Origin of the sequence: Paraburkholderia sp. SUR17, assembly GCF_029536165.1 — a bacterium.
Lineage (GTDB): Bacteria > Pseudomonadota > Gammaproteobacteria > Burkholderiales > Burkholderiaceae > Paraburkholderia > Paraburkholderia kururiensis.
On sequence record NZ_CP120508.1, the window covers coordinates 2,434,311 to 2,461,294 of the forward strand.

A 26,984-nucleotide genomic window follows, 5' to 3' on the forward strand; every position below is an offset into this window, starting at 1 on the left:
ACGCCTGCGCGGTTGGCGTCGCGTTCATCACGCGCCCCTCGACGCCACCACGAATCCCGCCTGTGGCGCATGGCACGGCGGGTAATGCGCAAGCTGCGCCTGCATCAGCCGATGCGGCCGCCCGAAAATGGCTTCCTCGGCCAGCGAGTCCCAATGCAGCCGCTCGAAAAGCGGCACGTTCTGGCTCTGCACGTGCGCGAGAAACGTGGTGCAGCCGAGCGCGTGCGCGCTCGTCACCGCGAGTTGAATGAGCGTCGTGCCGATCTTGCCGTGCCGGCGAAACGCCGCGTGCACGGCGAGCCGCGAACCCAGCCACACGCCAGGCTCCGTTTCGTGGATGCGCACGGTGCCCACCACCTGGTCGGGCAAACCCGCCATGCAACTGACTGCCACGAGCAGTTGCGCGTGTTCGTCCACGGCGTCGCGATCGTCGCCAGGGAAGATGCCTTGTTCGATGCAGAACACCGCGCGGCGCAGCTTGTACGCCTCGTTCGCTTCCCACGGCAGCGTGACCCATTTCACGCGATACGCCGTGGGCGCATAGGCGAGCGGCAGGGCATCCGGTTCGGTGGTCTCGCAGAGCACGGTCACACCTCGTAGGACGAAAGCGACGAGCACGCACCGCACTTCGCGCAGCCGGCCTTGATCTCGGCCGAGCGCATGCCGGCCTCGCGCAACATCGCACCGAGCGGCTCCAGCACGGACCGCATAAACGCGGGCGACGGCGCCGGATGATCTTCGAGCGGCGTGCCGCTGATCGGCACGAACGGCACCACGAACGGATACACGCCGAGCGCGATCAGGTCGCGCGACATCGCGAGAATCGCCTCGGCGCTGTCGCCCAGCCCCGCGAGGATGTACGTGCTGACCTGGGCGCGGCCGAATACGGCCACGGCGGCCTCGAAGGCCTGCATGTAACGCGCCATCGGCACGCTTGCCTTGCCCGGCATGATGCGTTCGCGCAGCTCGGGCGTGACCACTTCCAGGTGCATGCCGAGCGTATCGACGCCGCTCGCCTTCATGCGTTCGAACCAGCGGTCGTCATCGGGCGGCTCGCATTGTGCCTGGATCGGCAGATCGACTGCCGCCTTGATCGCAAACGCGCTTTCGCAGAGCACCTGCGCGCCGCGATCTGGCGTCGCCGGCGTGCCGGTGGTGAGCACCATGTGCTTCACGCCGTCCAGCAACACGGCCGCGCGCGCCACTTCCGCGAGTTGTTCGGGCGTCTTGCGTGCAATAGTGCGGCCCGCCGCGAGCGACTGCCCGATCGCGCAGAACTTGCAGGCCTTGCGGCGGCTCTCGTAGCGGATGCAGGTTTGCAGCACGGTGGTGGCGAGCACGTCGGCGCTGTGCAGCGTCGCGATCTGCGAGTACGGCACGCCGTCCAGCGTCTGCAGCGCGTAGAAGCGCGGCGCCTTCGGAAAGCGGATGCTCGCCACGGGAATCGTGCCGCGCAGCAGCGTGCTCGTGCCCGAGGCGTCGGGCGCACTCGCCACGAACGGCGAGTGCCAGGCGCTGCTCGTATGCACGGGCACCATGACCGTGACGCCGTCCACCGTCACGGCCTTGTGGTCCGACGGACCCGCGCCGCCGCGCCGGCTTGCGGCGCCCGCATGGGGATCGGCAAGACGCAGGCCGCTCGACTGCAGCTCAGTCATCAATTGCCGGCTCGCGGCCGGCAAGGTCTCTCTGGCGTTCATCGCGTTCTCCACGGAAGCCGGTGTCGAAAAATGAGGTGCCCACTGATGAGGTGGCCTCTGCGCCTTCGCGCGTGGCGGACATGGGCATGGACATGAGCGGCGCGGCGGGCCGGTCGTTGATGGCGAGGCTCAGCAGTTCGGGGCGCGCGTAGTGGCCCACCGAATCCATCATGCGTTTGCGCTTGGTGATGAGCGCGAGGTCGAGGTCCGCCACCACCATGCCTTCGCCTTCGGTGAGCGGCGCGGCCAGATGCTGGCCTTCGGGCGAGACGATCGCCGTCATGCAGCCGCCGCGCAGCGCCTTCTGAAGCTTCGGGTCGGCGGTGACGGATTCGATCTGCGCGTCCGTGAGCCAGCCCGTGGCATTGACCACGAAGCAGCCCGCTTCGAGCGCGTGATGCCGGATGGTGACCTCGATCTGCTCGGCGAAGATAGGCCCCACGAGCGAGCCCGGGAACTGGCTGCAATGAATCTCTTCGTGCTGCGCCATCAACGCGTAGCGCGCGAGCGGGTTGTAGTGCTCCCAGCACGCGAGCGCGCCCACGCGGCCCATCGCGGTCTGCGCGACCTTCAGGCCGGCGGCGTCGCCCTGCCCCCAGATCATGCGTTCATGGAAGGTTGGCGTGATCTTGCGGCGCTTGAGCAGCAGCGTGCCGTCCGTATCGAAGATCAGCTGCGTGTTGTAGAGGCTGCCGTGATCGCGTTCGTTCACGCCAAGCACCACCACCATCGCATGCCGGCGCGCCCGCGCGGCGACCGCCTCCGTTACCGGGCCCGGCACCACGACGGCTTCCTCGTAGAGCCGCATGTGGTCCGCGCCCGATGCCACGGGCGGCCGCACGAACGAAAAGTACGGGTAGTACGGCACGAAGGTTTCGGGAAAGACGATGAGCTGCACGCCCTTGCCCGCGGCTTCGTCGATCGCGGCGCACACCTTTTCGAGCGTGCCCGCCGCGCTGTGCAGATCAGGCGCGATCTGCACGGCAGCGGCGCGCACGGTGCGGCTCGCGCTTCGTTGTTCCGCCATGATGGCCCCCGCGCGACTCAGACGGTCCACGTATGGATGATCAGCGCGTCGGCCTTGCGGTGCAGCAGTTGCAGGTCCAGCACGTCGAGCGGATTGATGGGGCGAATGCCTTCGATCAGCGACGCCTCGCCGTGCCCATAGAGCGCCTGCAACGCGAAGCGGCACGCGTAGACCTTGCCGCCCTCCTCCATGAACTTCACGAGCTGCTTGTTGAAGTTGAGGTGGCCCGGAAACGCTTCGTCGCCCAGCGTGGGAAAACCGCGCTGCAAGCCGAGCGTGACGCCGGGGCCGTAGAGCAGTACCGACGTCTCGAAGCCCTTGCGCTGCAGCCGCGTGGCCTGCAACAGGTTGACGAAGCCGATGGAGCCTTCGAACGCCACCGTGTGGAACGTGACGAGCGCCTTCTCGCCGGGCTCCGCCTTCACGTCCTCGAACACCTTCTCTTCGTAATCGACCAGAAAATCGCCGTTCTTGTGAAGCGGTTGATTGACAGCGGGCATGGCTCTCTCCGATTTATCGCATGGGTTGTGCGGTTTTGCCGGGTTTACGGATATTGCGGTTATCCCGGTTAATTCCCGTAACCGGCGCGACTAATAACGCAACGGATATGCCAATCGCTGGCCCGCAAAATGCAATCACTTTCCAATCAAGCAAAGCCGAAGTCGCAAGGCGAACCGAAAAATTTTTGCGAAGGCCTGCGGCGGCGGGTGGGCGGCCGTTTCAGGCCATCCGGCGAGGCGCGAGGCGTGCACCCAGAGTGCGCGCCGCGACATTCTGTCGCGCGCCGATGGTGCGCGGCACGCCGAAACCGTGCATTGAACCGATCAATGCGATCAATGAGAGAAATGAAAGCAATCTGATTTTATTTTTATGAATATCGCGTGCTATCGTGAATTGAACCGCGAGCGTGCGGCAAAGAGGAAATTCATCGGTTATGGACAGTCTCACGCAGAATCTCACGCAGAGTCTTGCGCATCACTGGCATAAAAGGCTGGCCGAAAGCCGTAAGCCCGCTTATCTGGCCATTCCCGATCTGATCGAGGAAGACCTGGCGAGCGGCCGGCTGCGGCCACGCGATCGGCTGCCGGGCCTGCGCGACCTCGCCGCCGCGCTCGCGCTCAACTACACGACGGTCGCGCGCGCCTACGCGGAAGCGCGCAAGCGCGGGCTATTGGATGCGCGCGCCGGCAGCGGCACGTTCGTGCGCGGCAAGACGCAGACCTTGCCGCTGGCGGGCGGCAGCAGCGTCGAGATGTCGATGAACATGCCGCCCGAGCCGCCCGAACTCGCGGCACGTCTAGCCGCGTCCGCGGCAAGCCTGCTCGCCGAAACGGACCCGTACCGGCTGCTGCGTTATCAGGACTTCGGCGGCACCGCGGCAGACCGCGCCGCGGGCCGCGAGTGGCTGCGCATGCGTCTGCCGGACTGCAAAGACGAGACGGTGCTCGTCTGCCCCGGCATTCACAGCGCGCTGGTGGCGCTCGTCTCGCAGTTCGCGCGGCCCGGCGACACGATCTGCCTCGACGCGCTCGCCTATCCCGGCATCAAGGCCATCGCCTCGCAACTGGGCGTGCGTCTGCAGGCGCTGGCGCGCGACGAGGAAGGCCCGCTGCCGCACGCGTTCGAGGCGCTCTGCAAGTCGGAGAAGCCGGGCGCCTTCTACTGCAACCCGACATTGCAGAACCCGAGCACGCTCACGCTTTCCACGCAGCGGCGCGAGGCGCTCGCCGACGTCGCGCTGCGCTACAGCGTGCCGATCATCGAAGACGACGCCTACGCGATGCTGCCCGAGACCGCGCCCGTCGCGCTCGCCACGCTCGCGCCCGAACTCACGTGCTACGTCACGGGGCTCGCGAAGACGCTGGGCGCGGGGCTGCGCGTGGCGTATCTCTCCATGCCCACAGCGCGGCAGGCGCAACGCATTGCGGGCGCGCTGCGCGCCACCACCGTCATGCCCAGCCCGTTCACGGCGCTGCTCGCCACGCAATGGATCAACAACGGCACGGCGCACGACATGTTGCGTGCCATTCGCACGGAAGCGAACGCGCGCCAGGCCATTGCCGCGCAAACGCTCACCGCGTGGCCCTACGACGCGCATCCCGACGGCTTCCACCTGTGGCTGCCCATTGCGCCGCAGTGCGATTGGGCCGCGTCCGAACTGGCGCTGCATTTGCGCAACCAGGGCATTGGTGCCGTGGCGGGCGCGGCGTTCTCCACGGACGGCAACGCGCCCAATGCGATCCGCGTGTGCCTGGGCGGTCCGCAAGATCGCGCCGACTGCCGCGAAGCGTTGCAGCGCATCGCGGATACGCTCGACGATCCGCATCATCTGCACATGCCGATGATGTAGGTGAGGCCGGGGGCACGCGGCCCGGGGCACGCAGCCTGGTGTGCGGCCATGCATCAGGCCGCACACCAGGCTGCACACCAGGCCGCGCGCGACCGCCGGTCACGCGACCGGGCGCGCTGTTTGCGCATCGCGTGCTGGTTGCACACCACACCCCATGCGTACGACTGGCGCGGGCTTCCCGTATCATGGCCCGCACCCTTCGCGGTTCGGGCCGACATGCACCAACACGCACCAGCGCGCACCAACACCCACCACCGCGCGGCAACCCACGCGCGCCGCGGGCCGCGGGCCGCACCTTCGCACGTCCAAGAGGCACTCCCATGCGCCAGGCTATTCATCATCTGCAACTGCGAGCCCCCGCGCGCGGGCTCGTGGAATTCACGCGGCAAGTGCGCGCGTTCGTCGAAGAGACGTCGATCGAGACCGGGCTCTTGACGGTGTTTTGCCGCCACACGTCAGCGTCGTTGCTGATTCAGGAGAACGCGGACCCTTCCGTGCGGCGCGATATCGAGCGCTACTTCGCCACGCTCGCGCCCGAAGACGCATCACGCTACGAGCACGACACTGAAGGCCCCGACGACATGCCCGCGCACCTGCGCACCGCGCTCACCCAGGTGCAGCTTTCCATTCCGGTTGAGCACGGCGAGCCCGTGCTCGGCACCTGGCAAGGGCTCTATCTGTTCGAGCACCGGCGTCACCCGCAGTCGCGCGAGATCGTGCTGCATCTGATCGGCGAGTGAGTCTCGCGCTTGACGCGACGTGAGGGCGATGCAACGCCGCGCAATGCGATGCAAGCGCAAGCGCCCAGCGCAACTACTCCGCCACGAGCCCGTGCTTGATCGCGTAGCGGATCAGCTCCGCGTTGTTGGTGAGGTTGAGCTTCTGCATGAGACGCATCTTGTGCGTGCTGATCGTCTTCGCGCTCAGCGCGAACGCGTCGGCGATGTCGTTGATGCTGCGCCCCGAGGCCAGCATCTGCAGCACCTGGAACTCGCGGTCCGAGAGCACTTCGTGCGGCGGTGCATCGCCTGTATGCGAATCGAACACGATAGCGTCCACGAGCTTGGGGTCGATGAAGCGACCGCCTGCCGCCAGTTTGCGGATTGCGGCAAGCAGAATCTCCGGGTCGCTGTCTTTCGTCACGTAGCCCGTGGCGCCCGCGCGCAGCGCACGCGAGACCACCTGCGCTTCGTTGTGGATGCTCAGCACGAGAATGGGCAGCGCGGGCTGTTCGGTGCGCACGCGCCGGATCAACCCCACGCCGCTGATGCCCGGCATCGTCATGTCGAGCAGCAGCAAGTCGACCTGGCAGGTGCGCAGTTTCTCCACCACTTCGGCGCCGTTGGCGGCTTCCCCGGCCACGACGATGTCGGTGGTGGTGGCGACGATCTGCTTGAGCCCGCCGCGGACGATCGCGTGGTCGTCCGCTATCAGGATATGGATCATTGTGTTGTTCCGCTTTCAGCCGGGATGATCATCGAAACCACCGTGCCCGTGCCCGGCGCGCTGTCGATGCGCAGCGCAGCGCCAATCAGCCTCGCTCGTTCCTGCATGCCGAGCAGGCCATAAGAATACCCCTTGCCCGGGGCCTCGGTGTCGAAGCCGCAGCCGTCGTCGCCGATCTGCAAGGCGAAGCCGTCCGTGGTGCTGTCGAGCGTCACGTCCACGCGCGTGGCCCCCGCATGACGCGCGACGTTGGTGAGCGACGCCTGGGCGATGCGAAACACCGCCGTGGCCGACGCATCGGGCAGCGTGGGCTCGCCGCCGCGCGCCCGGAACTGGCAGATGATGCCGGTACGCCGCGCGAAGTCTTCGGCGAGCCATTCGAGCGCGGAGACAATGCCGAAGTTGAGCGCCGCGGGCCGCAAATGGTTCGAGACGTTGCGCACCATCCAGAGCGTTTTTTCGGCAAGCTCGCGCATGTCGTCGGCTTTGCGCCGCGCCTCGCAGTCCGCGCCAAGACGCATGCGCAACAGCGCCACGTCCATTTTCAGCGCGGTCAAAAGCTGACCCAGTTCGTCGTGGATTTCGAGCGCAATGCGCCGGCGCTCTTCCTCCCGCACGGCTTCCATGTAGCCGCCCAGCTCGCGCAGCCGCTCGCGCGACTCCAGCAATTCCTGTTCGATGAGCTTGCGCCCGGTCACGTCCTGCAGCGTGCCGATCAACCGCAGCGGGCCGCCCGGCGGCGTGGGCGCGGCTTCGGCCTGCAGGCGCACGATGCGAACGGCGGGCTCGCCGCCGTCTGTGCTCACCACGCGGTGGTCGATGCCGTACGCAGGCGTGCCCGCCAGCAGCTCGCGCACCGCCTGCCGCACGGCGGGCCGATCGTCGGGATGCACGGCCTGCAGATAAGTGCGGTAGCTCGGCGCGACGCCCCGCGAGCGGCCGAGAATGCGCCACGTTTCGTCCGACCAGTGCACCATGCCCCGCGCGGCGTCCCAGGCCCAGTCGCCCAGCCGGGCGATGCGCTGGGCGTTCGCGAGGCTCGCCTCGCTTGCGCGCAGCGCCTCTTCGGCTTCCTTGCGCGCCGTGACGTCGCTGAGCCCCACGTAGATGGCGGGCGCGTCGTCGTAGGTGCCCACGCGCGCGGTTGCGATGGCCCAGAACGTCGTGCCGTCGGCGCGGCGCAGTTGGACCTCGGAATTGCCGAAGCTGCCCTCGCGGCGCAGGTGGTCGATGAGCGCATCGCGCTGCGCGAGGTTCACGCCGAAATCGACGATGTTGGTGCCCCGCGCGACGGCATCGGCGCCGAAGAACAGCGCGCGCATCGGCTGGTTGGTATAGAGGATGTGCCCTTCGGGCATCGAGGCGATGCACAGCGGCACGGGGCTCGCCTCCGCGATGGTGCGAAAGCGCGCTTCGCTCGCAAGATGCTTCGCGTCGGCGCGCCGCCGTTCCTCGATTTGCGCGGTAAGCCGCGCGTTCGCACGGGCAAGCTCTTCGGTGCGGCGGGCGACGCGTTCCTCGAGCGCCTCGCGGATGCGGGCCAGCGCGGCTTCGGTGCGCGCGCGCACGGCGACTTCGTCGGCGAGTTCGCGGTGCCGGGCGGCAAGCTGGCGCCGCATGCCGCGCAGGGCGAGTTGCGTGTTGATGCGCGCCACCACTTCGGGCAGACGCAGCGGCTTGGTCACATAGTCCGCGCCGCCCGCGGCGAAGCCTTCTGTGAGGTCGGTGGCGTCGGTCATCGCTGCCATGAAGACGACGGCGATGTCGCGTGTGCGTGGGTGCGCCTTGAGCCGGCGGCAGGTCTCGAAGCCGTCGATGCCGGCCATCTCCACGTCGAGCAGGATCACGTCGGGCTGGGCGTACTTCGCGCGCTCGATCGCCTCGGTGCCGTCGAGCGCCATCAGCACGCGAAAGCCCCGGTCGGCGAGGCCTTCCATGACGACGGCGAGAGCGGCCGGCGTGTCGTCGACGATCAGGATGAAGGGCGGGCCCGCAGCGTCGGAATCGAAGTGGCTCATCATGGTGGCTGACTGGTGGCTGGCTTGGGCTCCCACGTTGCCTATGACTGCGCCCGGCGGCTCTTTGCTGCGGGTTGTTGCGGGTTGTTTCTGGTTGTGCTGCCGGGTTCTTCCGGCTATCCGTCGCCGTTCGCCGTGGCCGCAGCTGTGGCCCGCAGCTTTTTCTGGCCGCCGTGGCGGCGATCGGCTCGCTGCCGCTGCTAGCCGTGGCCCATCAAACCTCTCCGTGGTACCCGTGGTAGCGGCCGCCCAGAAGTCGCGTGTGGCCCGCTAGCGCCCCGCCTTCTGCCCGGCAAGGGGCGATTCCACGAGCGCCTCGTCCACGCAGCGGATCAGCGTGGCAAGCGTCAAAGCGGCCGATGCGTCCAGCGCGTCGGGATGCGAACTCTGCAACTCGCGCAGCGTGTCGCGCATGCGACGAATGGCTCTCGCGCTACCGTCCGCGAGCGGCCAGCAGTGCAGCAGATAGGTGAGCGGCACGACACTGCGCGTTTCGCACCACGTGTCGAAGAGGCACATGCAAGCACGCTCGACGCGCGCCTGCACGGCCTCGCGCTCGGACAACAGACTGGACATGATAAAAAAACCGCTCCCCGCAAATGGCGATACCGACAGCTGGCATGCTCTTGTTGCGCCTGTTCAGGCGGGCGCACGACTCATCGCCTCGGTAACCGCCTTGAAACCCGCTACGACAACAACAACGATGTTCGCGCAGCGGTCCTGGCCGTGATCCCCGCATTGATCTCCGCAGTGACCTCATTAGCCGCTTCATGCGCTCCCATGCGACATGGTAGGAGCGGGCGCGCCTGCTTTCCGTCGGGAAGGCCGGAATCGGCGCGGGATAGGTGCTGAATCGCGTGTCAGGAAATCCTTAGGGCCCACTGCAGGCCGTGGCTGGCCGCGCGGGTGGGCAATCACCGGCGCCGGCTGTCGGCCCACCGGCTACTAGCTCCCGGCGCCGGCTACTGCGCGATCGTGCGCTTCCATCGCGCGTCCCATTCGGTGCGATGCGCGTTGATGGCGTCCCAGTCGACCACGGTCACCCTACGCACCAGGTCGCTCAGGTCGCCGACGCTCTTGCGCATGGCAGGCGTGGTCGCGGCATCGCGGTTCGTCGGAATCTGCCGGCCGGCCGCGGCGGCCTTCGTTTGCGCCTCGGCCGAAAGCAGGTACTGCGCGAGCTTCTGGGCAAGTGCGGGGTCGGGGTTGTCCTTCACGACGCACAGGTCCACGAGCAGGAGCACGGCGCCCTCTATCGGATTCACGTAGGCAACGGGCACGCCCCTGTCCTCCATGTCGCCCACGGCGGTGGGCGAAAGCGGAAAGAGGCCCGCCATGCCGCTCTCGATCATCTGCGCAAGCTTCGCCGAGTTCGGAATGTACGCGACCACGTTCGGGCCCACCGTGCTCGCCCATTTCGTGAAGCCGGGCTCGACGTCCCGGTCGCTGCCGCCCAGCAGACGGTTGATGGCGAGAAAGCCATGCAGCCCGAACGTGCTGGTGGCCGCGGACTGAAACACCACCTTGCCCCGGTATTTGGGATTGGCGAAGTCCATCCACGAACGGGGTGGCGCCCAGCCCTTCTGCGCGAAGAGTTTCGTGTTGTAGCCGATGCCCGTCATGCCGAGCTGGACCCCCGCGCCGATGTCGTCCTTCATGCGCGCGAACGGATACAGCTCGCGCAGCGCGGGCGAGTCGTCGAGCTTCTGGCATACGCCGCTATTCACCGCGCGCGCCATCACGCCGTCGTCGAGAAAGGCCACGTGCATGGACGGATGCGCGCGGCTCGCCAGCAATTTCGCAAGCGTTTCCGACGAGGTGCCGGGCACCACCGTCACCTTCACGTTGTTGGCCTTCTCGAAGTCGGGCAGCACCTGGCTCGTGTACGCCCTTTCCATCGGACCACCGTTCATGCCGATGTAGACGGTCGTCGTCTGCGCCTCGGCCGGCGCCGCCGCGGCGAGGCCGAAGGCCAGCGCGGCAAGGCCGAAGGCCGGCGCGACGGCGAGCGCGGCCGTCACCGTCGCGTCGCGCGCAGTGCAAAGCGCGACGGCCCTCGCCGCGAAGGTGCTGCACAGCTTCATCGTGGGTCTCCTCGCTGGACTTCGACAATAGCGGTGGTGCGGGCAAATGGTACTGGAGGTGCGTGGGGTAAGGTCGTGTAAGGTCGCGCGAAATCACGCCAGGTCCATGAAGTCACGCCTGGCCCGCGTGACTTCGCGTCAAACTTCGCGGCCGGCGAACCGGCATGCGTCGCGCGATGCGCCGCTCAGATCGCTTCGGGCGGCCGCGGCGCGTCGGTGTCCGTATCCACACAGCACACGAGCACTTCGGCGTCGCCCTTCCCCGTGCTCAGGTAGACGTGGCCCATCGAGCTGTCGAAGTAAAGACTGTCGCCCGGCTTGAGCGCGTAGGCGGTGCCGTTCTCGAAACGCAGTTCGAGCGCACCCTGCAGCAGGAATACGAATTCCTCGCCGCTGTGGCGGATGTAGTCGGGGAAGTCCGCGAGCGAACGCGCACGCACGTGTGCGCGCATGGGCACCATGCGCTTGCCGGTGAGGTCGGCGGCGAGCATGCCGTACTCGTAATTGGGCGTGTCGTAGATCATCTGCTCGCCGGACGCCGTGAACGACGGCGTCATCGGCGCCTCGCGCGTGCGGGCCGCGTTGGGCGCGGCGCGTCCGAAGAGCGCGTCGAAGTCGAGCTGCAAGGCGTGGGCCAGCGCGGCGAACTTGTCGTAGGTAAGCGCGATGTCGCCGCGTTCGGCCTTGGAGATGGTGGACACCGCGATGCCGGACTGCTCCGAAAGCTGCATGAGCGTAAGCCGCCGCGCCTTGCGCGCATCGCGCAGCCGGCCGCCTACGGCCTTGTGGTCGGTCTGTGCTGATTTCGGCTGTGAAGATGAAGACGAAGCCGACGGCGACGGGGCCGAAAGCGCCACCCCGGGCGCCGTGGCATCGGCAACAGCCTGCGGCGCGGCGGCCGGCACGGAGCGAGCGTGGGAACGGACGACAGATTTGGCCATGTGAAAGCTGGAGCGTGAGATCTCGCCCTGGTGTGTGAATTCGGGCGAGGGTTTTGTCGTATACGAGAATTATTTTTTTCTCGTATAGGATAACCGCATCCCAGAGCCACGCTGAAGGAGCCGCTGCTGTGTCCACTCTCGCATTGCAAAAGGCGGGCCTCTCGAAGGCCCAGGTCATCGCCGCGACGACGCTCGGCACGGCGCTCGAGTACTACGACTTCACGATCTACAGCTTCTTCGCCATCCAGATCGGCCAGTTGTTCTTCCCGGCCGCGTCGCCCGTGAACCAGTTCCTGCTCTCCATCGGCGTGTTCGGGGTGGGCTTCGTGGTGCGGCCGCTCGGCGGCATCGTGATTGGCGGCTATGCCGACCGCGTGGGCCGCAAGAAGGCGATGGTGCTCACCATCATGCTGATGGCCGCCAGTTGCGCGTTGATCGCGACCGCGCCCACCTACGCCGTGGCCGGCATGGCCGCGCCCTTCATCGTGCTCGGCGCGCGCCTGCTGCAGGGCTTCGCCGCGGGCGGCGAGTTCGGCCCGGGCACGACGCTGCTCATCGAGCACGCGTCGGACAACACACGGGCGTTCTTCGCAAGCTGGAATTTCGCCGCCATCGCGTTGGGCATCGCGCTCGGCGCCGTGGTAGCGACCATCGTGAACGCGGCACTGCCGAAAGACGCGCTGCTCGCCTGGGGCTGGCGCATTCCGTTCCTGCTCGGCATCGTCGCGGCGCCGGTCGGCATGCTGATCCGGCAGCGCCTCGAAGAAACGCTGGGCGGCGAGGCCGATCGGGATGCATCCGCCCACGCCTACGCAGCCCAGGCCTCCACGACCCCGGCAGCCCGCAAGGCGCCGGCATCGTCGACAGACACAGGCCGTTACGCCGCGCTGAAAGCCGCCCTCACCACGCACCTCAAGCTCACGGTGCTCGGCACCTTTGCCGAACTGGGCGGCTCGGTGTCCGTCTACATCACCGCGTTTTTCCTGCCGAGCTACGCCGTGCGCACGCTGCATCTGCCGCAGACGGCGGCCGTCGTGTCGGGCATCGTGAGTTCGCTCGTGCTGTTCGTGGCCGCGCCGCTCGCCGGCAAGCTCGCCGACCGCTTCAGCCGCAAGCGCGTGCTGGTCGTCTCGCGCGTCGTTTTGCTGGTGACGGTTTATCCTGCGTTTGCGTGGCTCTCGGCCGAGCCGTCGACGCTCCTGCTCTGCGCCGTCTCCGCGTTCCTTGGGGTCTTCGTGGCGGGGCACATCGTGCCGGTGCTCGTGATGATTCCGGAGCTGTTCCCGAAGCCCGTGCGCGCCACGGGCATCGCCCTCACCTACGTGGTGAGCGCGTCGTTCTTCGGCGGCTTCTCTCCGTTCATTGCGAGCTGGCTCGTGGCGCTCACGGGCAACGTGCTGGCGCCCGCGTGGTATGTCGCCGCGGCCTGCGCCGTATCGCTCGTGCCGGTGATCTGGCTGCGCGACCGCACGGGCGAAGTGTTGACGTAACCCGTTGACGTAACCCGTTGGCGTAATTCGTTGGCGTAACCCGTCGGCGTAATTCATTGACCTGGCTCGCTGACGCGAGCCTGTTCACCTTCATCCGACTCCGGAACCGTACTCATGTCCGAACCCGTGTCCACCCCTTCAATCGATCGCCACGAGCTGGTCGCGCGCAGCGCTGTCGAGCTGCGCCGTCTGATCGGCGCAAAAGAGATCTCGCCCGTCGAACTGCTCGAGGCCTGCATCGCGCGCATCGAAGCCCTCAATCCAGCCGTCAATGCCATCACCGCGACCGACTACGCCGCCGCCCGCGCCGCCGCCCAAGCCGCCGAGCGCAAGGTGCTGGCGGGCGAGCCGCTCGGTCTCTTGCACGGCCTGCCGCTCGGCGTGAAGGATCTCGAAGACACGGCCGGCCTGCTCACCACCTACGGCTCGCCGATGTCGCGCGCCAACGTGCCCGCGCACGACGTCGTGCTGGTGGAGCGCCTGCGCGCGGCGGGCGCCATCGTCGTGGCGAAGACCAACGTGCCCGAACTGGGCGCGGGCGCGAACACGCGCAACCCGGTGTGGGGCGCCACGGGCAACCCGTTCAACCCCGAACTCAACGCGGGCGGGTCGTCAGGCGGCTCCGCTGCCGCACTCGCCTGCGACATGCTGCCCGTCTGCACGGGCTCGGACACAGGCGGCTCGCTGCGCATTCCCGCCGCCAAATGCGGCGTGGTGGGCTTTCGTCCGTCGCCGGGGCTCGTGCCGAACTCGCGCCGGCTGCTGGGCTGGACGCCCATTTCGGTCGTGGGTCCGATGGGCCGCACGGTCGCCGAAACCGCGCTGCAACTCGCGGCCACCGCGGGTCTTTCGGCAAGCGACCCGCTCAGCTACGAAACCGATCCCCTCAGCTTCGCCACCCTGCCCGCCTTCGATCTCTCCACGCTGCGCGTGGGCTTCACCGAAGACTTCGGCTGCTGCGACGTCGACGACGACATTCGCGCCGTGTTCCGCGCGCGCATGGCCGCGCTCGCGCCCTGGGTTCGCACCTGCGAGCCCCTGCCGTTCGATCTGGGCGACGCGCACCGCGCCTTCGACGTGATCCGCGCCGAGAGCTTCGTGGCGGGCCTGCGTGACGCGTATGCACGCGACCCGAGCGCGCTCGGTCCCAACACGCGCGCGAACTACGAGATGGGCGCCGCGATGACGCTCGCCGACAGCGCCTGGGCGCAAACCGAGCAGACGCGCCTTTTCCGCCGCTTCCAGGCCGCGTTCGATCGCTACGACGTGATCGTCTCGCCCACCACGCCGGTCTCGCCGTTTCCATGGCGCGAACTGTACGCAGCGCAGATCACCGGCCGCGCGCAGGAGAACTACTATCGCTGGCTCGCGCTCACGTACGTGGTGACGCTCACCACGCACCCGGCGCTCTCGCTGCCGTGCGGTGTGGATCACGCAGGCATGCCGTTCGGCTTGCAGATCGTCGGACCCTTCCACGGCGACCTGAAGACGCTCGCGGTGGCGCAGGCGCTGGAGCAGGCATTCGACGCGGTGCCTGCGCTGCGTCGTCCGCGGCCCGATCTGTCGAAGCTCACGCAGCCGAACCCGTCGCTCAAGTCCATCGTGACGGCGCCGCCCGTGTTCGGCGCGGCGGCTGGCAAGCGCGAGGGTATCTCGGTGGCCTAAGGCCCCGCGTCGCGGCACGCCCACAACAACACAACGAAACAAGGAATCGCTGCAATGAAGTTCGATGCCGTCGTACTCGGCGCAGGCATGGTGGGGGTCTCCGTCGCGCTGCATCTGCAACAGCGCGGACTCGCGGTCGCGCTCGTGGATCGCCGCGCGCCCGGCTACGAAACCTCGTTCGGCAACGCCGGGCTCATTCAACGCGAGGGCGTGTATCCGTACGCCTTTCCGCGCGACTTCCGCACCCTGCTGCGCTATGCGCTGAACCGTTCCACCGACGTGCGCTACCACGCGGCCGCGCTGCCCCATCTGCTGCCGTTCCTCTACCGCTACTGGTACAACTCGCGGCCCGATCGTCACGCGGCCATCGCACGCGCGTATTCCACGCTGATCGAGCATTGCATTACCGAGCATCGCGCGCTGATCGAGGCCTCGGGCGCGGGCGATCTGCTGCGCACCGGCGGCTGGGTCAAGGTGTTTCGCACGGCGCAGAAGTTCGAAGCGGAGCAACGTCAGGCGCGCCGCTGGAACACGGAGTACGGCGTGCAGTTCGACGTGCTCGACGCCGCACGCCTGCAACACGACGAACCGTGGCTCAGCCACGATCTCATGGGCGGACTGCGCTATACGGACTCGGATTCGGTGAGCGATCCGAACGCACTCGTCACGGCCTACGCGCGCCATTTCGTGCGACTGGGCGGCCGCATCCTGACGGGCGACGCGACTACGCTCGAACCCGGCTGGCGCGTGACTACCGACGCAGGCGTAGTCGAAGCGCGTTCGGCGGTGGTGGCAATGGGCCCCTGGTCCGACCTCGTCACGACCAGGCTCGGCTACCACTTGCCGCTCGCCGTGAAGCGCGGCTATCACATGCACTACGCTGCACAAAACGGCGCGCGTCTCAACCAGCCCGTGCTCGATGCCGAGATCGGCTACCTCATCACCCCGATGGCGCGCGGCATTCGCCTCACCACGGGCGCCGAGCTTGCGTTGCGCGATGCGCCGCCCACGCCGGCCCAGCTCGACGCGGTGGAGCCCATCGCGCGCAAGGTGTTTCCGCTGGGCGAACGTCTGGATGCCACGCCGTGGCTGGGCCGCCGCCCATGCACGCCGGACATGATGCCCGTGATCGGCCCGGCGCCGCGCCATGCCGACCTGTGGTTCGCGTTCGGCCATGCGCATCACGGCCTCACGCTCGGGCCGGTCACGGGACGGCTGATTGCCGAGATGGTGACGGGCACGCAGCCGGTGGTGGATCCGCGGCCGTTCAGGGCCGATCGGTTTTGAGGGGGTGCGGGCCTGAGGTTGCGCGTGCGCGCCTCAGGTTGTCTGCGGCTGCATTAGCTAGCTGCATGGGCCGGTTGCATGGGCCAGCTGCATTTGCCAGTTGCATTAGCCAGTTGCCTGAACCAGCCGCCTGAACCCTCTTCTCGCGCGCTTTCCCCCCGCACGCTGTTCCCGTCTGCAACACGAAGCGCGCCCACGGTTCCCGACCGCGGGCGCGCTTCGTGCTGAACGGGTCGACGTGCCAGACGCAACGTGCGGCCCGTGTTGCCGGTGCGGCCCGTGTTGCGCGATCAATCGCAATAGCTCTGATCGACAAACACCGCGCCGGCCTCGTTCGTGCCGCGCATCGTCTCGGCCTCTTTCCAACGCACCGGTTGTATCTGCGAGGGCTCTCATGCCATCCTGGCTCGCTCAGGCGGCAGCGGTGTGGCTACCGCTTTCCGTGCTCGCCGCGCTCTACGTCGCCGCGGACGTCTTGTCGCCCCGGCACCGGCCGCCCATGCGCGTGATGGCGTTCGTCTGGCCGTTGACGGTGCTTTATTGGGGACCTGTGGGGCTGATCTTTTATTTGTGGTTCGGTCGCGCGAACAGCGCGGGTTCACATGGCGTGCAACATGCCCACGGCGAACACAGCCAGCCGAGCAGCAAGCACGCTTTTTCGTCATCGCCATCACGCCCCATGTGGCAGGCCGTGTTCGAAGGCGCGGCACACTGCGGCGCGGGCTGCGCGCTCGGCGATTTCATCGGCGACTGGCTCGCCTACGGTACCCGGTTCCGGCCGTGGGGCTCGGTGTTCGCGGGCAAGGTGATGATCGGCTTCGGGCTCGCTTACGTGCTCGGCATCGTGTTCCAGTTCTTCGCGATTGCGCCCATGCGCGGCCTCGGCGTGCGCGCGGGACTCGTGCAGGCCATCAAGGCCGACACGCTCTCGCTCGTCGCTTACGAAGTGGGCATGTTCGTCGTGATGTGGATCACGTCCCACACCTTTGCCGGGCTCACGCCGAAAACGCTCGCCTATTGGCTGCCGATGCAGTGGGCCATGCTCGCAGGCTTCGCCACCACGTATCCGGTCAACGTGTGGCTGATCGCGCGCGGCATCAAGGAACGCATGTAGCGCATGTAGCGCGTGTAGCGTACGAGCCCTCGCGCTCGTCTCCGGTTTCGTTTTCTGCAACTGCGCTCTTTCGCCAAATGCCGCTGAAAGCCAGGTAAAAATTCCAGGCAATGCAACAGCGCCGCCCTTGCCGCCGCTGCGAATGGCCACGACTGGCCACGAATGGTCACCGTCGCGCGCATGCCTGCTCTTTCGCTTACGTGCTGCAAGGAACGAATGTTGCGCGCGCCTCGTGGGCGGAGGTCAGAACGACGTCCGCATGCAACTGCCATCAGCACGCTGTCAAGCGCAGCAGACGAACCCACAGGCGACGAACGAAATGAACGACGCGCCCTCATCACGCGAACCGCGCGAATCACGCGAACCGCGAACGGAGTCCACCGGCAAAACGGACCTCACCGACGGATACGAGCGCCGCTTCGGCCCGCGCATCACCGCCCTGCGCGCCGCGGCCTACACCGTTCCTGCCGAAAGCCCCGAGGCCGACGGCACCTTCAGCTGGAACGCCACCACGCTCGTGGTCGCACAGATCGACGCGGGCGGCGAAACGGGACTCGGCTACACATATTCCGACGCCTGCGTGGCGAGCCTGATACGCGACACGCTCGCGCCCGTGCTCATGCACGCGGACCCGGGCGACACCGGCGCGCTGTGGCTGCGCATGCAGCAGCGCGTGCGCAACCTGGGGCGCGCGGGACTTGCCGCCACGGCCATTTCGGCGCTCGACTGTGCGCTCTGGGACCTCAAGGCGAAGCTGCTGCACGCACCGCTCGCACAGGTGCTCGGCATGGCGCGCGAATCGGTGCCCATCTACGGCAGCGGAGGCTTCACGAACTACACCGATGTGCATCTCGCGGAACAGTTGGGCCGCTGGGTCGCACACGACGGTTGCCGCGCCGTGAAGATGAAAGTGGGCAGCGACCCGGCGCGCGACCCCGACCGCGTGAAGCACGCGCGCGCGGCGATCGGTACAGGCGGAGCAGGCAGTTCAAGCGATTCAGGCAGTACAGGCGCCGAACTCTTCGTCGACGCGAACGGCGCACTTTCGGTACAGCAGGCACTGCGCGCCGCCGATGCGTTCGCGCCCTACGGCGTGACGTGGTTCGAAGAGCCGGTGAGTTCGGACGACACCGCGGGCCTGCACGCCATCCGTCTGCGCGCGCCCGCGGGCATGGACATCGCCGCGGGCGAATACAGCTACACCGCCGACGATTCGCGCCGCCTGCTCGAAGCGCGCGCCGTCGACGTGCTGCAGGCCGACGCAAGCCGCTGCGGCGGCGTGACGGGCTTCATGCAGGCCGCGCGCCTTGCCGATGCGTGGCACGTGCCGCTTTCCGCGCACTGCGCGCCGGCGCTGCATCTGCACGTGGCCGCCGCGGTGCCGGGCCTGCGTCATCAGGAGTGGTTCCACGACCACGTGCGCATCGAAGCGATGTTGTTCGACGGCGCACCCGTGCCGCGCAACGGTGCCATTGCGCCGGACCTCTCGCGGCCCGGCTGCGGCCTCGCCTTTCGCTACGCGGATGCGCGGCAGTTCGCCGTGTGAGCCGCCGCGCCACGATGTCAGGACGCCATGGCGCAGTGCCGCCACAGCAAGGAGAGAACAACGGATGAACATGCGATGAACGATCAAGGTCACTCTTTTCTGTCGCTCTGCGGTGTGGCCGGCGCGGTGGGCCTCGCCGCGTTTGCTCTTGTACGCGGTGCCCACCACGACGATGACCGTGCCGCCGACGAATGGCTCACCCCCGGGTCCAACCTCGGGTCCAGCGCTGGCTCCGCCGCTCGCGCCCGCCTGCCACGCACCTCGGCGAACACCATGCCCGCCACCCGCGAGCGCGACGGCACGCTCGTGCACGAGCACATCCTCGCGGCCCGCGCGTTCAACCGCAGTTCAGCCCTGCTCGCGTGGTCAGCGTTGACGGACAGCGGCATCGAACACTATCGCGGGTCGTTCGAGAATCGCGCCATGTATGCGCCGCTCGTGGCCGGCGCGCTCGCACTCGCCGCGGGCGCGCACGGCGGCACGGACCGCACGCCGGGGCTGCATGCGCTGCGACACGCGGCGTATCGCCTCGCGGCAACGGTCGGCGTGGTGGGCACGGGGTTCCATCTCTACAACGTGACGAAGCGGCCCGGGCAGTTGAGCTGGCACAACCTGTTCTACGGCGCGCCGCTTGGCGCGCCCATGGCGTTGCTGCTCTCCGGCGTGCTCGGCGCTGTGGCCGAACGGCTGCGCGACGAACCCGCCGAAGACCCGCAACTCTTCGGCATGCCCGCGGGCAAGGCGCTTGCACTGGTTTCCGCCGTGGGGCTGGTGGGCACCCTGGGTGAGGTCGCGTTGCTGCACTTTCGCGGCTCGTTCCAGCATCGCGCGATGTATGCGCCCGTGGTCGTAGCGCCCATCAGCGCGGGGCTGCTCGCGTGCGCCGCGCTCGGTGAGCCGCGCGAGCGCTGGTGGACCCGGCTGTGGCTGCGCGTCACCGCAGCGCTGGGCGGCATCGGCGTGGCCTTTCACGCGCGCGGCATCGCGCGCTATCAGGGCGGCTGGCGCGCGTGGACGCAGAACGTGCTCAACGGTCCGCCACTGCCCGCGCCGCCCTCGTTCACGGCCCTCGCGCTCGCGGGGCTCGCGGCATTGCGTTTGAGGAGCACGGAAAGATGAAGCATGGTTTGTCGACATCGTCGCCGGTACATGACCGATCGTCGGGCCGCTATCCAGGCTATGACGTCATGCGCAAGCGCGACAGCGTGTCGTGGGACGACGCGACGCGCGCCGTGATCGACCATCGGCTCGCGCAGCGCGACGTCGCGCGCTTTTGCAACGAAGCGCAATGGCAGACGCTGCAGGCGTTGTGTGCCGCGATCATTCCGCAGGCCGCACGTCCGACGTCAAACGGCAGTAGAAACGATGACGCAGACAACGTCGCGACACACGAACCCGCCGTGCCCCTCGCCGCCTACATCGACGCCAAACTCGCCGACGACGTGCGCGACGGCTTTCGCGACGCACGGCTGCCGCCGCTGCGCGAAGCCTGGCAAACCGGTCTCGCGGCGCTCGATGCCGCGAGCCGCACGCGTCACCGCGTGCCCTTCGCGCAACTCGATAACGCCTCACGCGACGACCTGATTCGCGACATGCAGCGCGGCGCGCTCGACGGCCCCGAATGGCACGGCATGCCAAGCGGCCTCTTCTTCACCGAACGCGTGCTGCACGACCTCGGCTCCGCGTACTACGGGCATCCGCAGTCGTGGAGCGAGATCGGCTTCGGCGGCCCGGCGAATCCGCGCGGCTATGTGCGCATGCAAGCCAATCGCCGCGACCCGTGGGAGCCCGTCGAGGCACACGACACCACGCCCGCAGACATGGCGCGCGTGGAACGGGAGAACCGCCGTGTCCGATGACGTGCTCACCGATTCCCTCACCGACGCCCTGCACCACCCACGCGGCAAGCACGGCCGCGCGCCCGACGTCTTCACGCGCGGCGGCTGGGTGCCGATGCGCGAGTACCGCCAGGATGAGCCCGTGGACTTCGCGATCGTCGGCACCGGCGCGGGCGGCGGCACGCTTGCCTGTCGGCTTGCGGAGCACGGTTTCAAGGTGGTTGCGCTCGATGCAGGGGCCTGGTGGCGTCCGCTCGAAGAATTCGCCTCCGACGAAACGCACCAGTCCAAGCTCTACTGGACCGACGAACGCCTCTGCGACGGCGACCATCCGCTGAAACTCGGCAGCAACAACAGCGGCAAGGCCGTGGGCGGCAGTACCGTGCATTTCGCCATGGTGTCGCTGCGCTTTCGTCCCGAGTGGTTCAAGTCGCGCAGCCTGCTCGGCTACGGCGCGGACTGGCCCATCGACTGGCGCGAGATGTGGCGCTACTACGGTGAGGTGGAAGACGCGTTGAAAATATCGGGCCCCGTGAACTACCCATGGGGTCCGCCGCGGCCGCGCTATCCGTATCGCGCGCATGAACTGAACGCCGCGGCGCTCGTGCTCGCGCGCGGTTGCGAGGCGCTCGGCATTCCGTGGACGCCCACCCCGCTCGCCACCGTCTCCGCACCGCGCGGTGCGGCGCATCCGTGCGTCTATCGCGGCTTCTGCGTGACGGGCTGCGCGACCAATGCGAAGCAAAGCGCGCTCGTCACGTGGATACCGCGCGCGCTGCGCGCCGGTGCCGAGATTCGCGACCTCGCGATGGCCGGCCGCATCTCCGTAAACGATCAGGGCCGCGTGGACGGCGTCGAGTACTTCCGCGAAGGGCGCTGGCAATTCCAGCGCGCGCGCAACGTCGTGGTGGCGGGCTATGCGATCGAAACGCCGCGCCTCTTGCTGATGTCGGCCACGCCGCGCTTTCCCGACGGTCTCGCGAACAGCTCGGGCCTCGTCGGCAAGAACCTGATGGTGCAGTCGAACCAGGCCGTCTGGGGCCTCATGGACGAAGAAATCCGCTGGTACAAGGGGCCGCCCTCGCTCGCGATGACCGAGCACTGGAACTACACCGACAAAGGCAAGGACTTCTTCGGCGGCTATTGCTACATGAGCCAGGGGCCGCTGCCGAAGGCATGGGCCGCGGTGCAAACGGGACGCGGGCTGTGGGGCGACGCGCTTGCCGCCGAGATGGAGCAGTACAACCATCAGGCGGGCCTCAAGATCGTGGGCGAAACGCTGCCGCAGGAGTGCAACCGCGTCACGCTTGCCGACGAAAAAGACCCGTACGGCCTGCCCATTGCGCGCGTCACGCATTCGTACTGCGAAAACGACCTGAAGCTCGTGGAGCACTCGCTGGAATTCATGCAGCGCGCGCTCGAAGCGGCGGGCGGGCGCAACGTCTGGAGGCAGCACGACGACACCTGCCACCTCAACGGCACCGCGCGCATGGGCGACGACCCGCGCACGAGCGTCGTGAACGCCGACTGCCGCAGCTGGGACATTCCGAATCTCTGGGTCTGCGACGGCTCGGTGTTCCCCACCGTAGGCGGCGTGAACCCGTCGCTCACCATCCAGGCCATTGCGTGCCGCACCGCGGATCGCATCGCGACGCTGCGCTCGCGCGGCGAACTCTGATGACTCCCCACACAAGCACAAAGGAGACAACGTCATGCCGTTCCTTTCACGCACACCGAAAGTCGTGGTCGTTACGGGCGCGAGCGCAGGCGTGGGCCGCGCGACGGCGCTGTGTTTTGCGCAGCGAGGCGCCAACGTGGCACTCATCGCGCGCGATGCCGAGGCGCTCGAAACCGTCGCCGAAGGCATTCGGCAGCTGGGCGCCCGCGCCCTGCCCATCGCGCTCGACATGAGCGACGCCGACGCCGTGCACGCCGCCGCGGATCTCGTGGAACGCGAACTGGGCCCCATCGACGTATGGGTCAACAACGCGATGGTGACGGTATTCGCACCCATCACGGAGATTGAACCCGCGGAGTTCGCGCGCGTCACGGACGTGACCTACCACGGCTACGTGTGGGGCACGATGGCCGCGCTCGCGCATATGCGGCCGCGCAATCGCGGCACGATCGTGCAGGTGGGCTCAGCGCTCGCGTATCGCGCCATTCCGCTGCAATCGGCGTATTGCGGCGCCAAATTCGCCATACGCGGCTTCACCGACGCGCTGCGCAGCGAGCTGCTGCACGAGAAAAGCCGCGTGCACGTAACGATGGTGCAGATGCCCGCGCTCAACACGCCGCAATTCGACTGGGCGCTCTGCCGCCTGCCGGGCGAGCCGCGGCCCGTCGCGCCGGTCTACGAACCGGAGGTGGCTGCGCGCGCCATCTTCTGGGCCGCCACCCACAAGCGGCGCGAACTCGACGTGGGCTTCTCGTCCGTGAAGGCGATTTTTGCGAACCGGATCGCGCCGGCATGGCTCGACCGCTATCTCGCACACCATGCGTGGCGCGGCCAGCAGCGCAAGACGCCTACCGACCCCGCGCGCCCCGTCGACCTCTGGGACCCGGTGCCCGACAAGCATCGCCTGCGCGGCGCGTTCGGCGACGAAGCGCGCGCCACCAGCGCCGCGTTGTGGCTGGACACGCATCGGCGCACGGCGTTCGCCGCGGCGACCCTCGCGCTTGCCGCGCTCTTCGCGTGGCGCAGGCGGGGAGGCGACGTATAGGGACGGTTCAGGCGCCTCGCGCGCCCAGCGCGGCCGACGTGGCACCGTCCTTGCGACCTCGGCACATGTGATCGGTCTCACGCCGGTCTCATGCTGAAATGAGGAGGAATCAGGATGGCTAACGAAACACGAAGGCAAGTCAGAAGCGAAGCACGGCGTTCGCTGCCCCAGTTCGACCGCCCCTTCCGCGTGTTCGCTCATAACGGCCGGGTGCTCGCGCAAAACGTTGCGGGCAAGCTGATCGACATCGGCGCAATGGACCGCCCGGAAAGCACGGCATGCTCTGTGCGCCTCGACGTGGACGGCATCGAAACCGGCCCGCAGCCCGATGAGGAAGCGGCGCTGCGCGCGCTCGTACCGCTCTTGAGCTTCGATTACCTCGATGCGCTTTTCACGAGCGAAGCCGACGCGCGCTTCGAGGGTTTGCTCGACGATCTGCCGCACGTCATCTTTACGCTGCCCGAGACGATGCCCCACGAGATGGCGGAAGGCCGGCCACGCCAGCTGTTCTGAGCGAACGAAAGCGCGCGCTCATGCCGCGCTCATGCCGCGCTCATGCCGCGCTCATGCCGCGCTTCACCTCGCCCGCTGCACCGCGTCCGCTGCCACGCTCACCATCACCTTGAGCGGCGCGGGCTGGCGGTTCAGCGCGGCCACCACGTTGCTCACGCGTTCGGGCGTGGTATCGGCGAGGTCGATGATGAGGCTTTCGGCGCCGCGCTGCGCGTCCACGATCGCCTTGCAGCCGCTCACCTGAACGTCATACCGTTGCAGCGTTTTCCATACGGCGATCACGCTGAGCTTGCCGCGGTCGGCACTGACGATTAAACGTTGCGCGTTCATGGCGTGACCTCCATCGAACATCCGAAGGGTCCTAAGGGTTCTGCAAAGGCCGGCAATGCCGATGCCGGAAACGTCTGAAGAGTTTAGGCGAGGCACGTGCGCCGTCAACCTCGCATTCCTCGTGCCTCGCGCCACGGTACTCACACCGCGCGAAACGGCCTATGCGGTGAAACCCGATACGCATCCGTCGTAGACGGCCGCCGGCGCGAGACACGCGCTCATGCGCACGCCGTCGGCGAGCATGGTGCAGGCGCCGCACTGCCCGCGGCCGCAGCCTTTCCTGGTGCCCGTGAGATGCAGGTGTTCGCGCAGCAGGTCGAGCAGCGTGGCCCACGGTTCGACTTCGAGTTCGTACCGTTTGCCGTTCACCGTGAGCGGGGCGGGGACGGTGGCGGGCTCGTTGTGTTGGGCAGCGATGTCGAGCGCGGCGCCGCCGATCGGCGCCGAGACCTTCAGTGCCGGGCCCGGCCCCAGCGTCACGTCGCGGCGCCAGAGCGTGGCGGCCTTCAGCGCCTCGCCGCCTTCGAGCACCCGCCCGGTTGTCGCTGTGGCAAACGCCCAGTCGTCACGCGCGAAGCCGCTGCTGGGCATCCGCAAACATCTTGCGCAATTGATGCCGCTCCTCGTCGCTCAGACACTCGACGGCAGCCGGCATGCCCAGCACGACTTGCAGCGTGAGATCGCCGCGCTTGCCGTGACGGTCCGCAAGGCCCTGCCCGCGCAGCCGGATCGTGCTGCCCGGCTGGGCGTTCGGCGTAATCGCGAGTTGCAGCGGGTGGCCCAGCACCTGCGTCTCGAAAGGACCGCCCAGCGTCGCGGTGACGAAATCCACTTCGATCTCGCAGGCCAGATTCAGCCCGTCGCGCCGGAACGCGGAACCGCAAACGATCGCAACAGAAAAGATCGCATCGCCCGGCGCGCCACCGTTCACGCCCGGCTGGCCGCCGCCTTCCACCACGAGCCGCTGTCCATCCCACGCGCCTGCGGGCACCGGCACGGTCTGTGATTTGCGCTCGCTCGTCACGCCTGTGCCGGCGCACGCGGCACACAAGCGCCCGCCCAGCGGCCGGCCCGTTCCCGCGCACACGGCGCAGCGCGCGCCGTGAGACGTCAGGCCGCTGCCGTCGCAAGCCGCACAGCCGAAGGCCGACGCGTGAGACCGACGGGACTGGCCACACTCACGGCACGAGACATTCACGGGATAGCTGGCCTCGACGGCGCCGCCGTGAATGGCCGCTTCAAGTGGCACGAAGAGTTCGACGAGGCAGTTCGCGCCGCGCATCGGCGGTCCGTGGCGAAACTCGCGCGCGGCCGCGTGCGCTGCGGTTTCCTTGCTGCTGTCTCTGCCGCGGTCTTCATTACCGCTGCCTTTGGCCGGGTCTTTGCCCGGCCTTGCTGCCGGTGCTCTCGCGGACGCGGGCGACGCCGGCGCCTCGCGCGTGCCCATCAGGATCTCGAACGCTTCCTGCACGCGCTTGAACACCGGCTCGACGGTCGACTCCCGCCCCTTGTTGCGGTCCGGATGGTACTTCGCCCGCAGCCGCCGGTATGCGCGTTTGATGTCCGCCGGCGACGCCGTGCCCGACAGCTCGAGCCGTCTGTAGTATTCGTCGAGGCTCACGCGTTTTCCCCGTCTGATTTTTCTGGAAGCGCAAGTCTATCAAGACAGGGATGCAGCGGGCGGCGCAGTTCCCGCCGTTCCTATTGCCCCGCCGCCACGCCAGGCTGCACGCGCCGCGCCGCCGCCGAAGGCATCATGAGCACCGCGACCGCCAGCGAGATCAGGCACCCCGCCACGACTTCCTCCACACGCAGCCGTGCGAGCGGCACGATCTCGAAGCCGAGCGACCCATAGACCAGCCCCACGAGCACCGTGATGAAGAAGACGCCTCGCGCGTAGGCGTGGAAGATGTAATAGGCCCAGCCGAACACGGACAGCACCATGGCTGCCGCGAGCACGCCCGGCGTGTGCCGGAACGCGGTCACGACGAGTGCGCTCACAAGCGCCCCGGCAAGCGTTCCCGCGAGGCGCTGCATCACACGGCTGATGGTGTGCTCGCGCGACGTGGTGCCGAGGAACACCACGAACGTGCTGATGACCGCCCACATCCAGCGCTCTTCCGACAACCCGCTGCCAATCAGCATCGCCAGCGCCGCCGCAAGGGTCGCGGGTATGGCGGGTAGCCATGCGAGCGCGCGTCCGCGATGCGCGAGCGCGATGAGCGCGACGAGCACGGCCTCTTCGCGTCGCCATAGCGCGCGCAGAACACAACGGCCACGCCGCGCCGAGCGATTGAAGCGCGCCACTGTGCGCAGCATGCCGCGCGCTACGGCGCGCGTGGTCAGCGGCCACATGGACGACGCCCCACGCGGCTTCACGGGAATAAGGACGCGCGACACGAACGTCACGACGGCAGGCGCACAGGCCGACACAGCGAGCATCTCGACCACTGCGGCAGGCTGTGGATGCAGGTACAGCCCGAGGTAAAAAGCGACCAGCGCGAGCATGGCGCAGCCAATCGCGCGCGGCCCGCTGCGCTGGTACAGCATGCCCGCGAACACCACGAACAGAAGGCCGGCGGCACGCATGGCCGGTTGCGCGGCCACCGCCGCGGATGCCACGAAGCACGCGCAGGTCGAGGCATAGAGCCAGCCGAGCGAGACCATCCAGTTCGACCATCGCGCGTCACGCAGAAAGAGCGGCGCGATCATCGCGAACAGCACGCCAAGGGCGGCCGCGGTAAGAGATTGATGGTGACGTAGCGCCCAGCCTGAAGCGAGCACGGCAGTGGCCAGGGTCGCAAGCGCCGAGCGTGCGGCATTGCGAAGACGCAGCAGCCCGGGGTCCGCGATCAGCGCGCGGTGATGCAGGACTTGAAACACGCGCGAGGAGCGCGCGCGGATTGAACAAG

Annotated in this window: 26 protein-coding genes; 12 read left to right on the plus strand and 14 right to left on the minus strand. The window is 67.8% G+C overall.

The window, feature by feature from the left end; all coding sequences use genetic code 11:
* Positions 1–27: 27 nt before the first annotated feature.
* From P2869_RS10585 to P2869_RS10605, 5 genes are all read right to left on the minus strand, one after another.
* A complete protein-coding gene (locus tag P2869_RS10585) occupies positions 28–585 on the minus strand; it encodes an MSMEG_0567/Sll0786 family nitrogen starvation N-acetyltransferase (protein ID WP_126876157.1) in 558 nt (185 codons plus the stop codon).
* A gap of 2 nt (positions 586–587) precedes the next feature.
* Positions 588–1,700 carry an MSMEG_0568 family radical SAM protein gene (locus tag P2869_RS10590; protein ID WP_240658772.1) on the minus strand — a complete coding sequence of 371 codons (1,113 nt, stop codon included), beginning with the start codon at positions 1,698–1,700 and terminating at the stop codon, positions 588–590.
* Entirely contained in the window at positions 1,651–2,727 is a 1,077-nt protein-coding gene (locus tag P2869_RS10595) for a Nit6803 family nitrilase (protein WP_277596414.1), read from the minus strand. The genes P2869_RS10590 and P2869_RS10595 overlap by 50 nt, the downstream gene beginning before the upstream one ends.
* A 17-nt stretch (positions 2,728–2,744) precedes the next feature.
* Positions 2,745–3,227 carry an MSMEG_0572/Sll0783 family nitrogen starvation response protein gene (locus tag P2869_RS10600; RefSeq protein ID WP_042303115.1) on the minus strand — a complete coding sequence of 161 codons (483 nt, stop codon included), beginning with the start codon at positions 3,225–3,227 and terminating at the stop codon, positions 2,745–2,747.
* Positions 3,228–3,447: 220 nt separating this feature from the next.
* Positions 3,448–3,675, minus strand: a complete 228-nt coding sequence (locus P2869_RS10605) for a hypothetical protein (RefSeq protein WP_152495101.1) — start codon at positions 3,673–3,675, stop codon at positions 3,448–3,450.
* On the opposite strand from P2869_RS10605, the gene P2869_RS10610 reads away from it, so the two are divergent.
* Positions 3,662–5,077 (plus strand): PLP-dependent aminotransferase family protein, encoded by a 1,416-nt coding sequence (locus P2869_RS10610; RefSeq protein WP_277596415.1) that lies wholly within the window; start codon positions 3,662–3,664, stop codon positions 5,075–5,077. The two genes, P2869_RS10605 and P2869_RS10610, sit on opposite strands and share 14 nt — an antisense overlap.
* Before the next feature lie 320 nt (positions 5,078–5,397).
* Positions 5,398–5,817, plus strand: coding sequence for a secondary thiamine-phosphate synthase enzyme YjbQ (locus P2869_RS10615; RefSeq protein ID WP_126876154.1), 420 nt, complete (start codon positions 5,398–5,400; stop codon positions 5,815–5,817).
* 73 nt (positions 5,818–5,890) lie between these two features.
* Here P2869_RS10615 and P2869_RS10620 read toward each other — a convergent pair whose 3' ends face one another.
* The 5 genes from P2869_RS10620 to P2869_RS10640 form a co-directional block, all read right to left on the minus strand.
* The gene (locus tag P2869_RS10620; protein WP_017776386.1) at positions 5,891–6,523 is read right to left on the minus strand and encodes a response regulator transcription factor; all 633 of its coding nucleotides are present in this window, start codon (positions 6,521–6,523) and stop codon (positions 5,891–5,893) included.
* On the minus strand, positions 6,520–8,544 hold the full coding sequence (locus P2869_RS10625; RefSeq protein WP_277596416.1) for a response regulator: 2,025 nt from the start codon (positions 8,542–8,544) through the stop codon (positions 6,520–6,522). The genes P2869_RS10620 and P2869_RS10625 overlap by 4 nt, the downstream gene beginning before the upstream one ends.
* A gap of 267 nt (positions 8,545–8,811) precedes the next feature.
* The gene (locus P2869_RS10630; protein ID WP_199539782.1) at positions 8,812–9,117 is read right to left on the minus strand and encodes a hypothetical protein; all 306 of its coding nucleotides are present in this window, start codon (positions 9,115–9,117) and stop codon (positions 8,812–8,814) included.
* A 386-nt stretch (positions 9,118–9,503) separates the two neighbouring features.
* A complete protein-coding gene (locus tag P2869_RS10635) occupies positions 9,504–10,625 on the minus strand; it encodes an ABC transporter substrate-binding protein (protein WP_277596417.1) in 1,122 nt (373 codons plus the stop codon).
* Positions 10,626–10,810: 185 nt separating this feature from the next.
* A complete protein-coding gene (locus P2869_RS10640) occupies positions 10,811–11,566 on the minus strand; it encodes an XRE family transcriptional regulator (protein WP_277596418.1) in 756 nt (251 codons plus the stop codon).
* Positions 11,567–11,694: 128 nt separating this feature from the next.
* On the opposite strand from P2869_RS10640, the gene P2869_RS10645 reads away from it, so the two are divergent.
* The 10 genes from P2869_RS10645 to P2869_RS10690 all read left to right on the plus strand — a co-directional run bounded on the left by P2869_RS10645 (position 11,695) and on the right by P2869_RS10690 (position 23,742).
* Positions 11,695–13,056 carry an MFS transporter gene (locus tag P2869_RS10645; protein WP_126876150.1) on the plus strand — a complete coding sequence of 454 codons (1,362 nt, stop codon included), beginning with the start codon at positions 11,695–11,697 and terminating at the stop codon, positions 13,054–13,056.
* Between the two features lie 114 nt (positions 13,057–13,170).
* Positions 13,171–14,721 carry an amidase family protein gene (locus P2869_RS10650; RefSeq protein WP_277596419.1) on the plus strand — a complete coding sequence of 517 codons (1,551 nt, stop codon included), beginning with the start codon at positions 13,171–13,173 and terminating at the stop codon, positions 14,719–14,721.
* Positions 14,722–14,775: 54 nt separating this feature from the next.
* The gene (locus P2869_RS10655) at positions 14,776–16,008 is read left to right on the plus strand and encodes an FAD-dependent oxidoreductase (protein ID WP_277596420.1); all 1,233 of its coding nucleotides are present in this window, start codon (positions 14,776–14,778) and stop codon (positions 16,006–16,008) included.
* 394 nt (positions 16,009–16,402) lie between these two features.
* Positions 16,403–17,122: a DUF4396 domain-containing protein gene (locus P2869_RS10660; RefSeq protein WP_277596421.1), complete on the plus strand. Its 720-nt coding sequence runs from the start codon at positions 16,403–16,405 to the stop codon at positions 17,120–17,122.
* A gap of 319 nt (positions 17,123–17,441) precedes the next feature.
* On the plus strand, positions 17,442–18,668 hold the full coding sequence (locus P2869_RS10665; protein WP_277596422.1) for an enolase C-terminal domain-like protein: 1,227 nt from the start codon (positions 17,442–17,444) through the stop codon (positions 18,666–18,668).
* Between the two features lie 75 nt (positions 18,669–18,743).
* Positions 18,744–19,787 (plus strand): hypothetical protein, encoded by a 1,044-nt coding sequence (locus P2869_RS10670; RefSeq protein ID WP_277596423.1) that lies wholly within the window; start codon positions 18,744–18,746, stop codon positions 19,785–19,787.
* Positions 19,788–19,855: 68 nt separating this feature from the next.
* Positions 19,856–20,527, plus strand: coding sequence for a gluconate 2-dehydrogenase subunit 3 family protein (locus P2869_RS10675; protein ID WP_277598111.1), 672 nt, complete (start codon positions 19,856–19,858; stop codon positions 20,525–20,527).
* The gene (locus P2869_RS10680; RefSeq protein ID WP_277596424.1) at positions 20,517–22,184 is read left to right on the plus strand and encodes a GMC family oxidoreductase; all 1,668 of its coding nucleotides are present in this window, start codon (positions 20,517–20,519) and stop codon (positions 22,182–22,184) included. Before P2869_RS10675 ends, P2869_RS10680 begins: the two co-directional genes overlap by 11 nt.
* A 34-nt stretch (positions 22,185–22,218) precedes the next feature.
* The gene (locus P2869_RS10685) at positions 22,219–23,229 is read left to right on the plus strand and encodes an SDR family oxidoreductase (protein WP_277596425.1); all 1,011 of its coding nucleotides are present in this window, start codon (positions 22,219–22,221) and stop codon (positions 23,227–23,229) included.
* A gap of 114 nt (positions 23,230–23,343) precedes the next feature.
* Positions 23,344–23,742 (plus strand): hypothetical protein, encoded by a 399-nt coding sequence (locus P2869_RS10690; RefSeq protein WP_277596426.1) that lies wholly within the window; start codon positions 23,344–23,346, stop codon positions 23,740–23,742.
* Between the two features lie 63 nt (positions 23,743–23,805).
* Here the strand turns inward: P2869_RS10690 and P2869_RS10695 are convergent, their stop codons facing one another.
* The 4 genes from P2869_RS10695 to P2869_RS10710 form a co-directional block, all read right to left on the minus strand.
* On the minus strand, positions 23,806–24,072 hold the full coding sequence (locus P2869_RS10695) for a hypothetical protein (protein ID WP_126876144.1): 267 nt from the start codon (positions 24,070–24,072) through the stop codon (positions 23,806–23,808).
* Between the two features lie 159 nt (positions 24,073–24,231).
* The gene (locus P2869_RS31100) at positions 24,232–24,663 is read right to left on the minus strand and encodes a 2Fe-2S iron-sulfur cluster-binding protein (RefSeq protein ID WP_346833726.1); all 432 of its coding nucleotides are present in this window, start codon (positions 24,661–24,663) and stop codon (positions 24,232–24,234) included.
* Positions 24,638–25,693, minus strand: coding sequence for a DnaJ C-terminal domain-containing protein (locus tag P2869_RS10705; protein ID WP_277596427.1), 1,056 nt, complete (start codon positions 25,691–25,693; stop codon positions 24,638–24,640). The genes P2869_RS31100 and P2869_RS10705 overlap by 26 nt, the downstream gene beginning before the upstream one ends.
* 80 nt (positions 25,694–25,773) lie before the next feature.
* Positions 25,774–26,955, minus strand: coding sequence for an FUSC family protein (locus P2869_RS10710; RefSeq protein ID WP_277596428.1), 1,182 nt, complete (start codon positions 26,953–26,955; stop codon positions 25,774–25,776).
* Between the last annotated feature and the right edge of the window lie 29 nt (positions 26,956–26,984).

Excerpts from the sequence above, each read along its gene's own strand:
- P2869_RS10615 (WP_126876154.1), top strand. The coding sequence starts at position 5,398 with ATGCGCCAGGCTATTCATCATCTGCAACTGCGAGCCCCCGCGCGCGGG.
- P2869_RS10635 (WP_277596417.1), bottom strand. The coding sequence starts at position 10,625 with ATGAAGCTGTGCAGCACCTTCGCGGCGAGGGCCGTCGCGCTTTGCACT.
- P2869_RS10685 (WP_277596425.1), top strand. The coding sequence starts at position 22,219 with ATGCCGTTCCTTTCACGCACACCGAAAGTCGTGGTCGTTACGGGCGCG.
- P2869_RS10620 (WP_017776386.1), bottom strand. The coding sequence starts at position 6,523 with ATGATCCATATCCTGATAGCGGACGACCACGCGATCGTCCGCGGCGGG.
- P2869_RS10640 (WP_277596418.1), bottom strand. The coding sequence starts at position 11,566 with ATGGCCAAATCTGTCGTCCGTTCCCACGCTCGCTCCGTGCCGGCCGCC.
- P2869_RS10630 (WP_199539782.1), bottom strand. The coding sequence starts at position 9,117 with ATGTCCAGTCTGTTGTCCGAGCGCGAGGCCGTGCAGGCGCGCGTCGAG.
- P2869_RS10610 (WP_277596415.1), top strand. The coding sequence starts at position 3,662 with ATGGACAGTCTCACGCAGAATCTCACGCAGAGTCTTGCGCATCACTGG.
- P2869_RS10625 (WP_277596416.1), bottom strand. The coding sequence starts at position 8,544 with ATGATGAGCCACTTCGATTCCGACGCTGCGGGCCCGCCCTTCATCCTG.
- P2869_RS31100 (WP_346833726.1), bottom strand. The coding sequence starts at position 24,663 with ATGCCCAGCAGCGGCTTCGCGCGTGACGACTGGGCGTTTGCCACAGCG.
- P2869_RS10650 (WP_277596419.1), top strand. The coding sequence starts at position 13,171 with ATGTCCGAACCCGTGTCCACCCCTTCAATCGATCGCCACGAGCTGGTC.
- P2869_RS10660 (WP_277596421.1), top strand. The coding sequence starts at position 16,403 with ATGCCATCCTGGCTCGCTCAGGCGGCAGCGGTGTGGCTACCGCTTTCC.
- P2869_RS10695 (WP_126876144.1), bottom strand. The coding sequence starts at position 24,072 with ATGAACGCGCAACGTTTAATCGTCAGTGCCGACCGCGGCAAGCTCAGC.
- P2869_RS10600 (WP_042303115.1), bottom strand. The coding sequence starts at position 3,227 with ATGCCCGCTGTCAATCAACCGCTTCACAAGAACGGCGATTTTCTGGTC.
- P2869_RS10595 (WP_277596414.1), bottom strand. The coding sequence starts at position 2,727 with ATGGCGGAACAACGAAGCGCGAGCCGCACCGTGCGCGCCGCTGCCGTG.
- P2869_RS10675 (WP_277598111.1), top strand. The coding sequence starts at position 19,856 with ATGCGCAAGCGCGACAGCGTGTCGTGGGACGACGCGACGCGCGCCGTG.
- P2869_RS10670 (WP_277596423.1), top strand. The coding sequence starts at position 18,744 with ATGAACGATCAAGGTCACTCTTTTCTGTCGCTCTGCGGTGTGGCCGGC.
- P2869_RS10655 (WP_277596420.1), top strand. The coding sequence starts at position 14,776 with ATGAAGTTCGATGCCGTCGTACTCGGCGCAGGCATGGTGGGGGTCTCC.
- P2869_RS10590 (WP_240658772.1), bottom strand. The coding sequence starts at position 1,700 with ATGAACGCCAGAGAGACCTTGCCGGCCGCGAGCCGGCAATTGATGACT.
- P2869_RS10690 (WP_277596426.1), top strand. The coding sequence starts at position 23,344 with ATGGCTAACGAAACACGAAGGCAAGTCAGAAGCGAAGCACGGCGTTCG.
- P2869_RS10665 (WP_277596422.1), top strand. The coding sequence starts at position 17,442 with ATGAACGACGCGCCCTCATCACGCGAACCGCGCGAATCACGCGAACCG.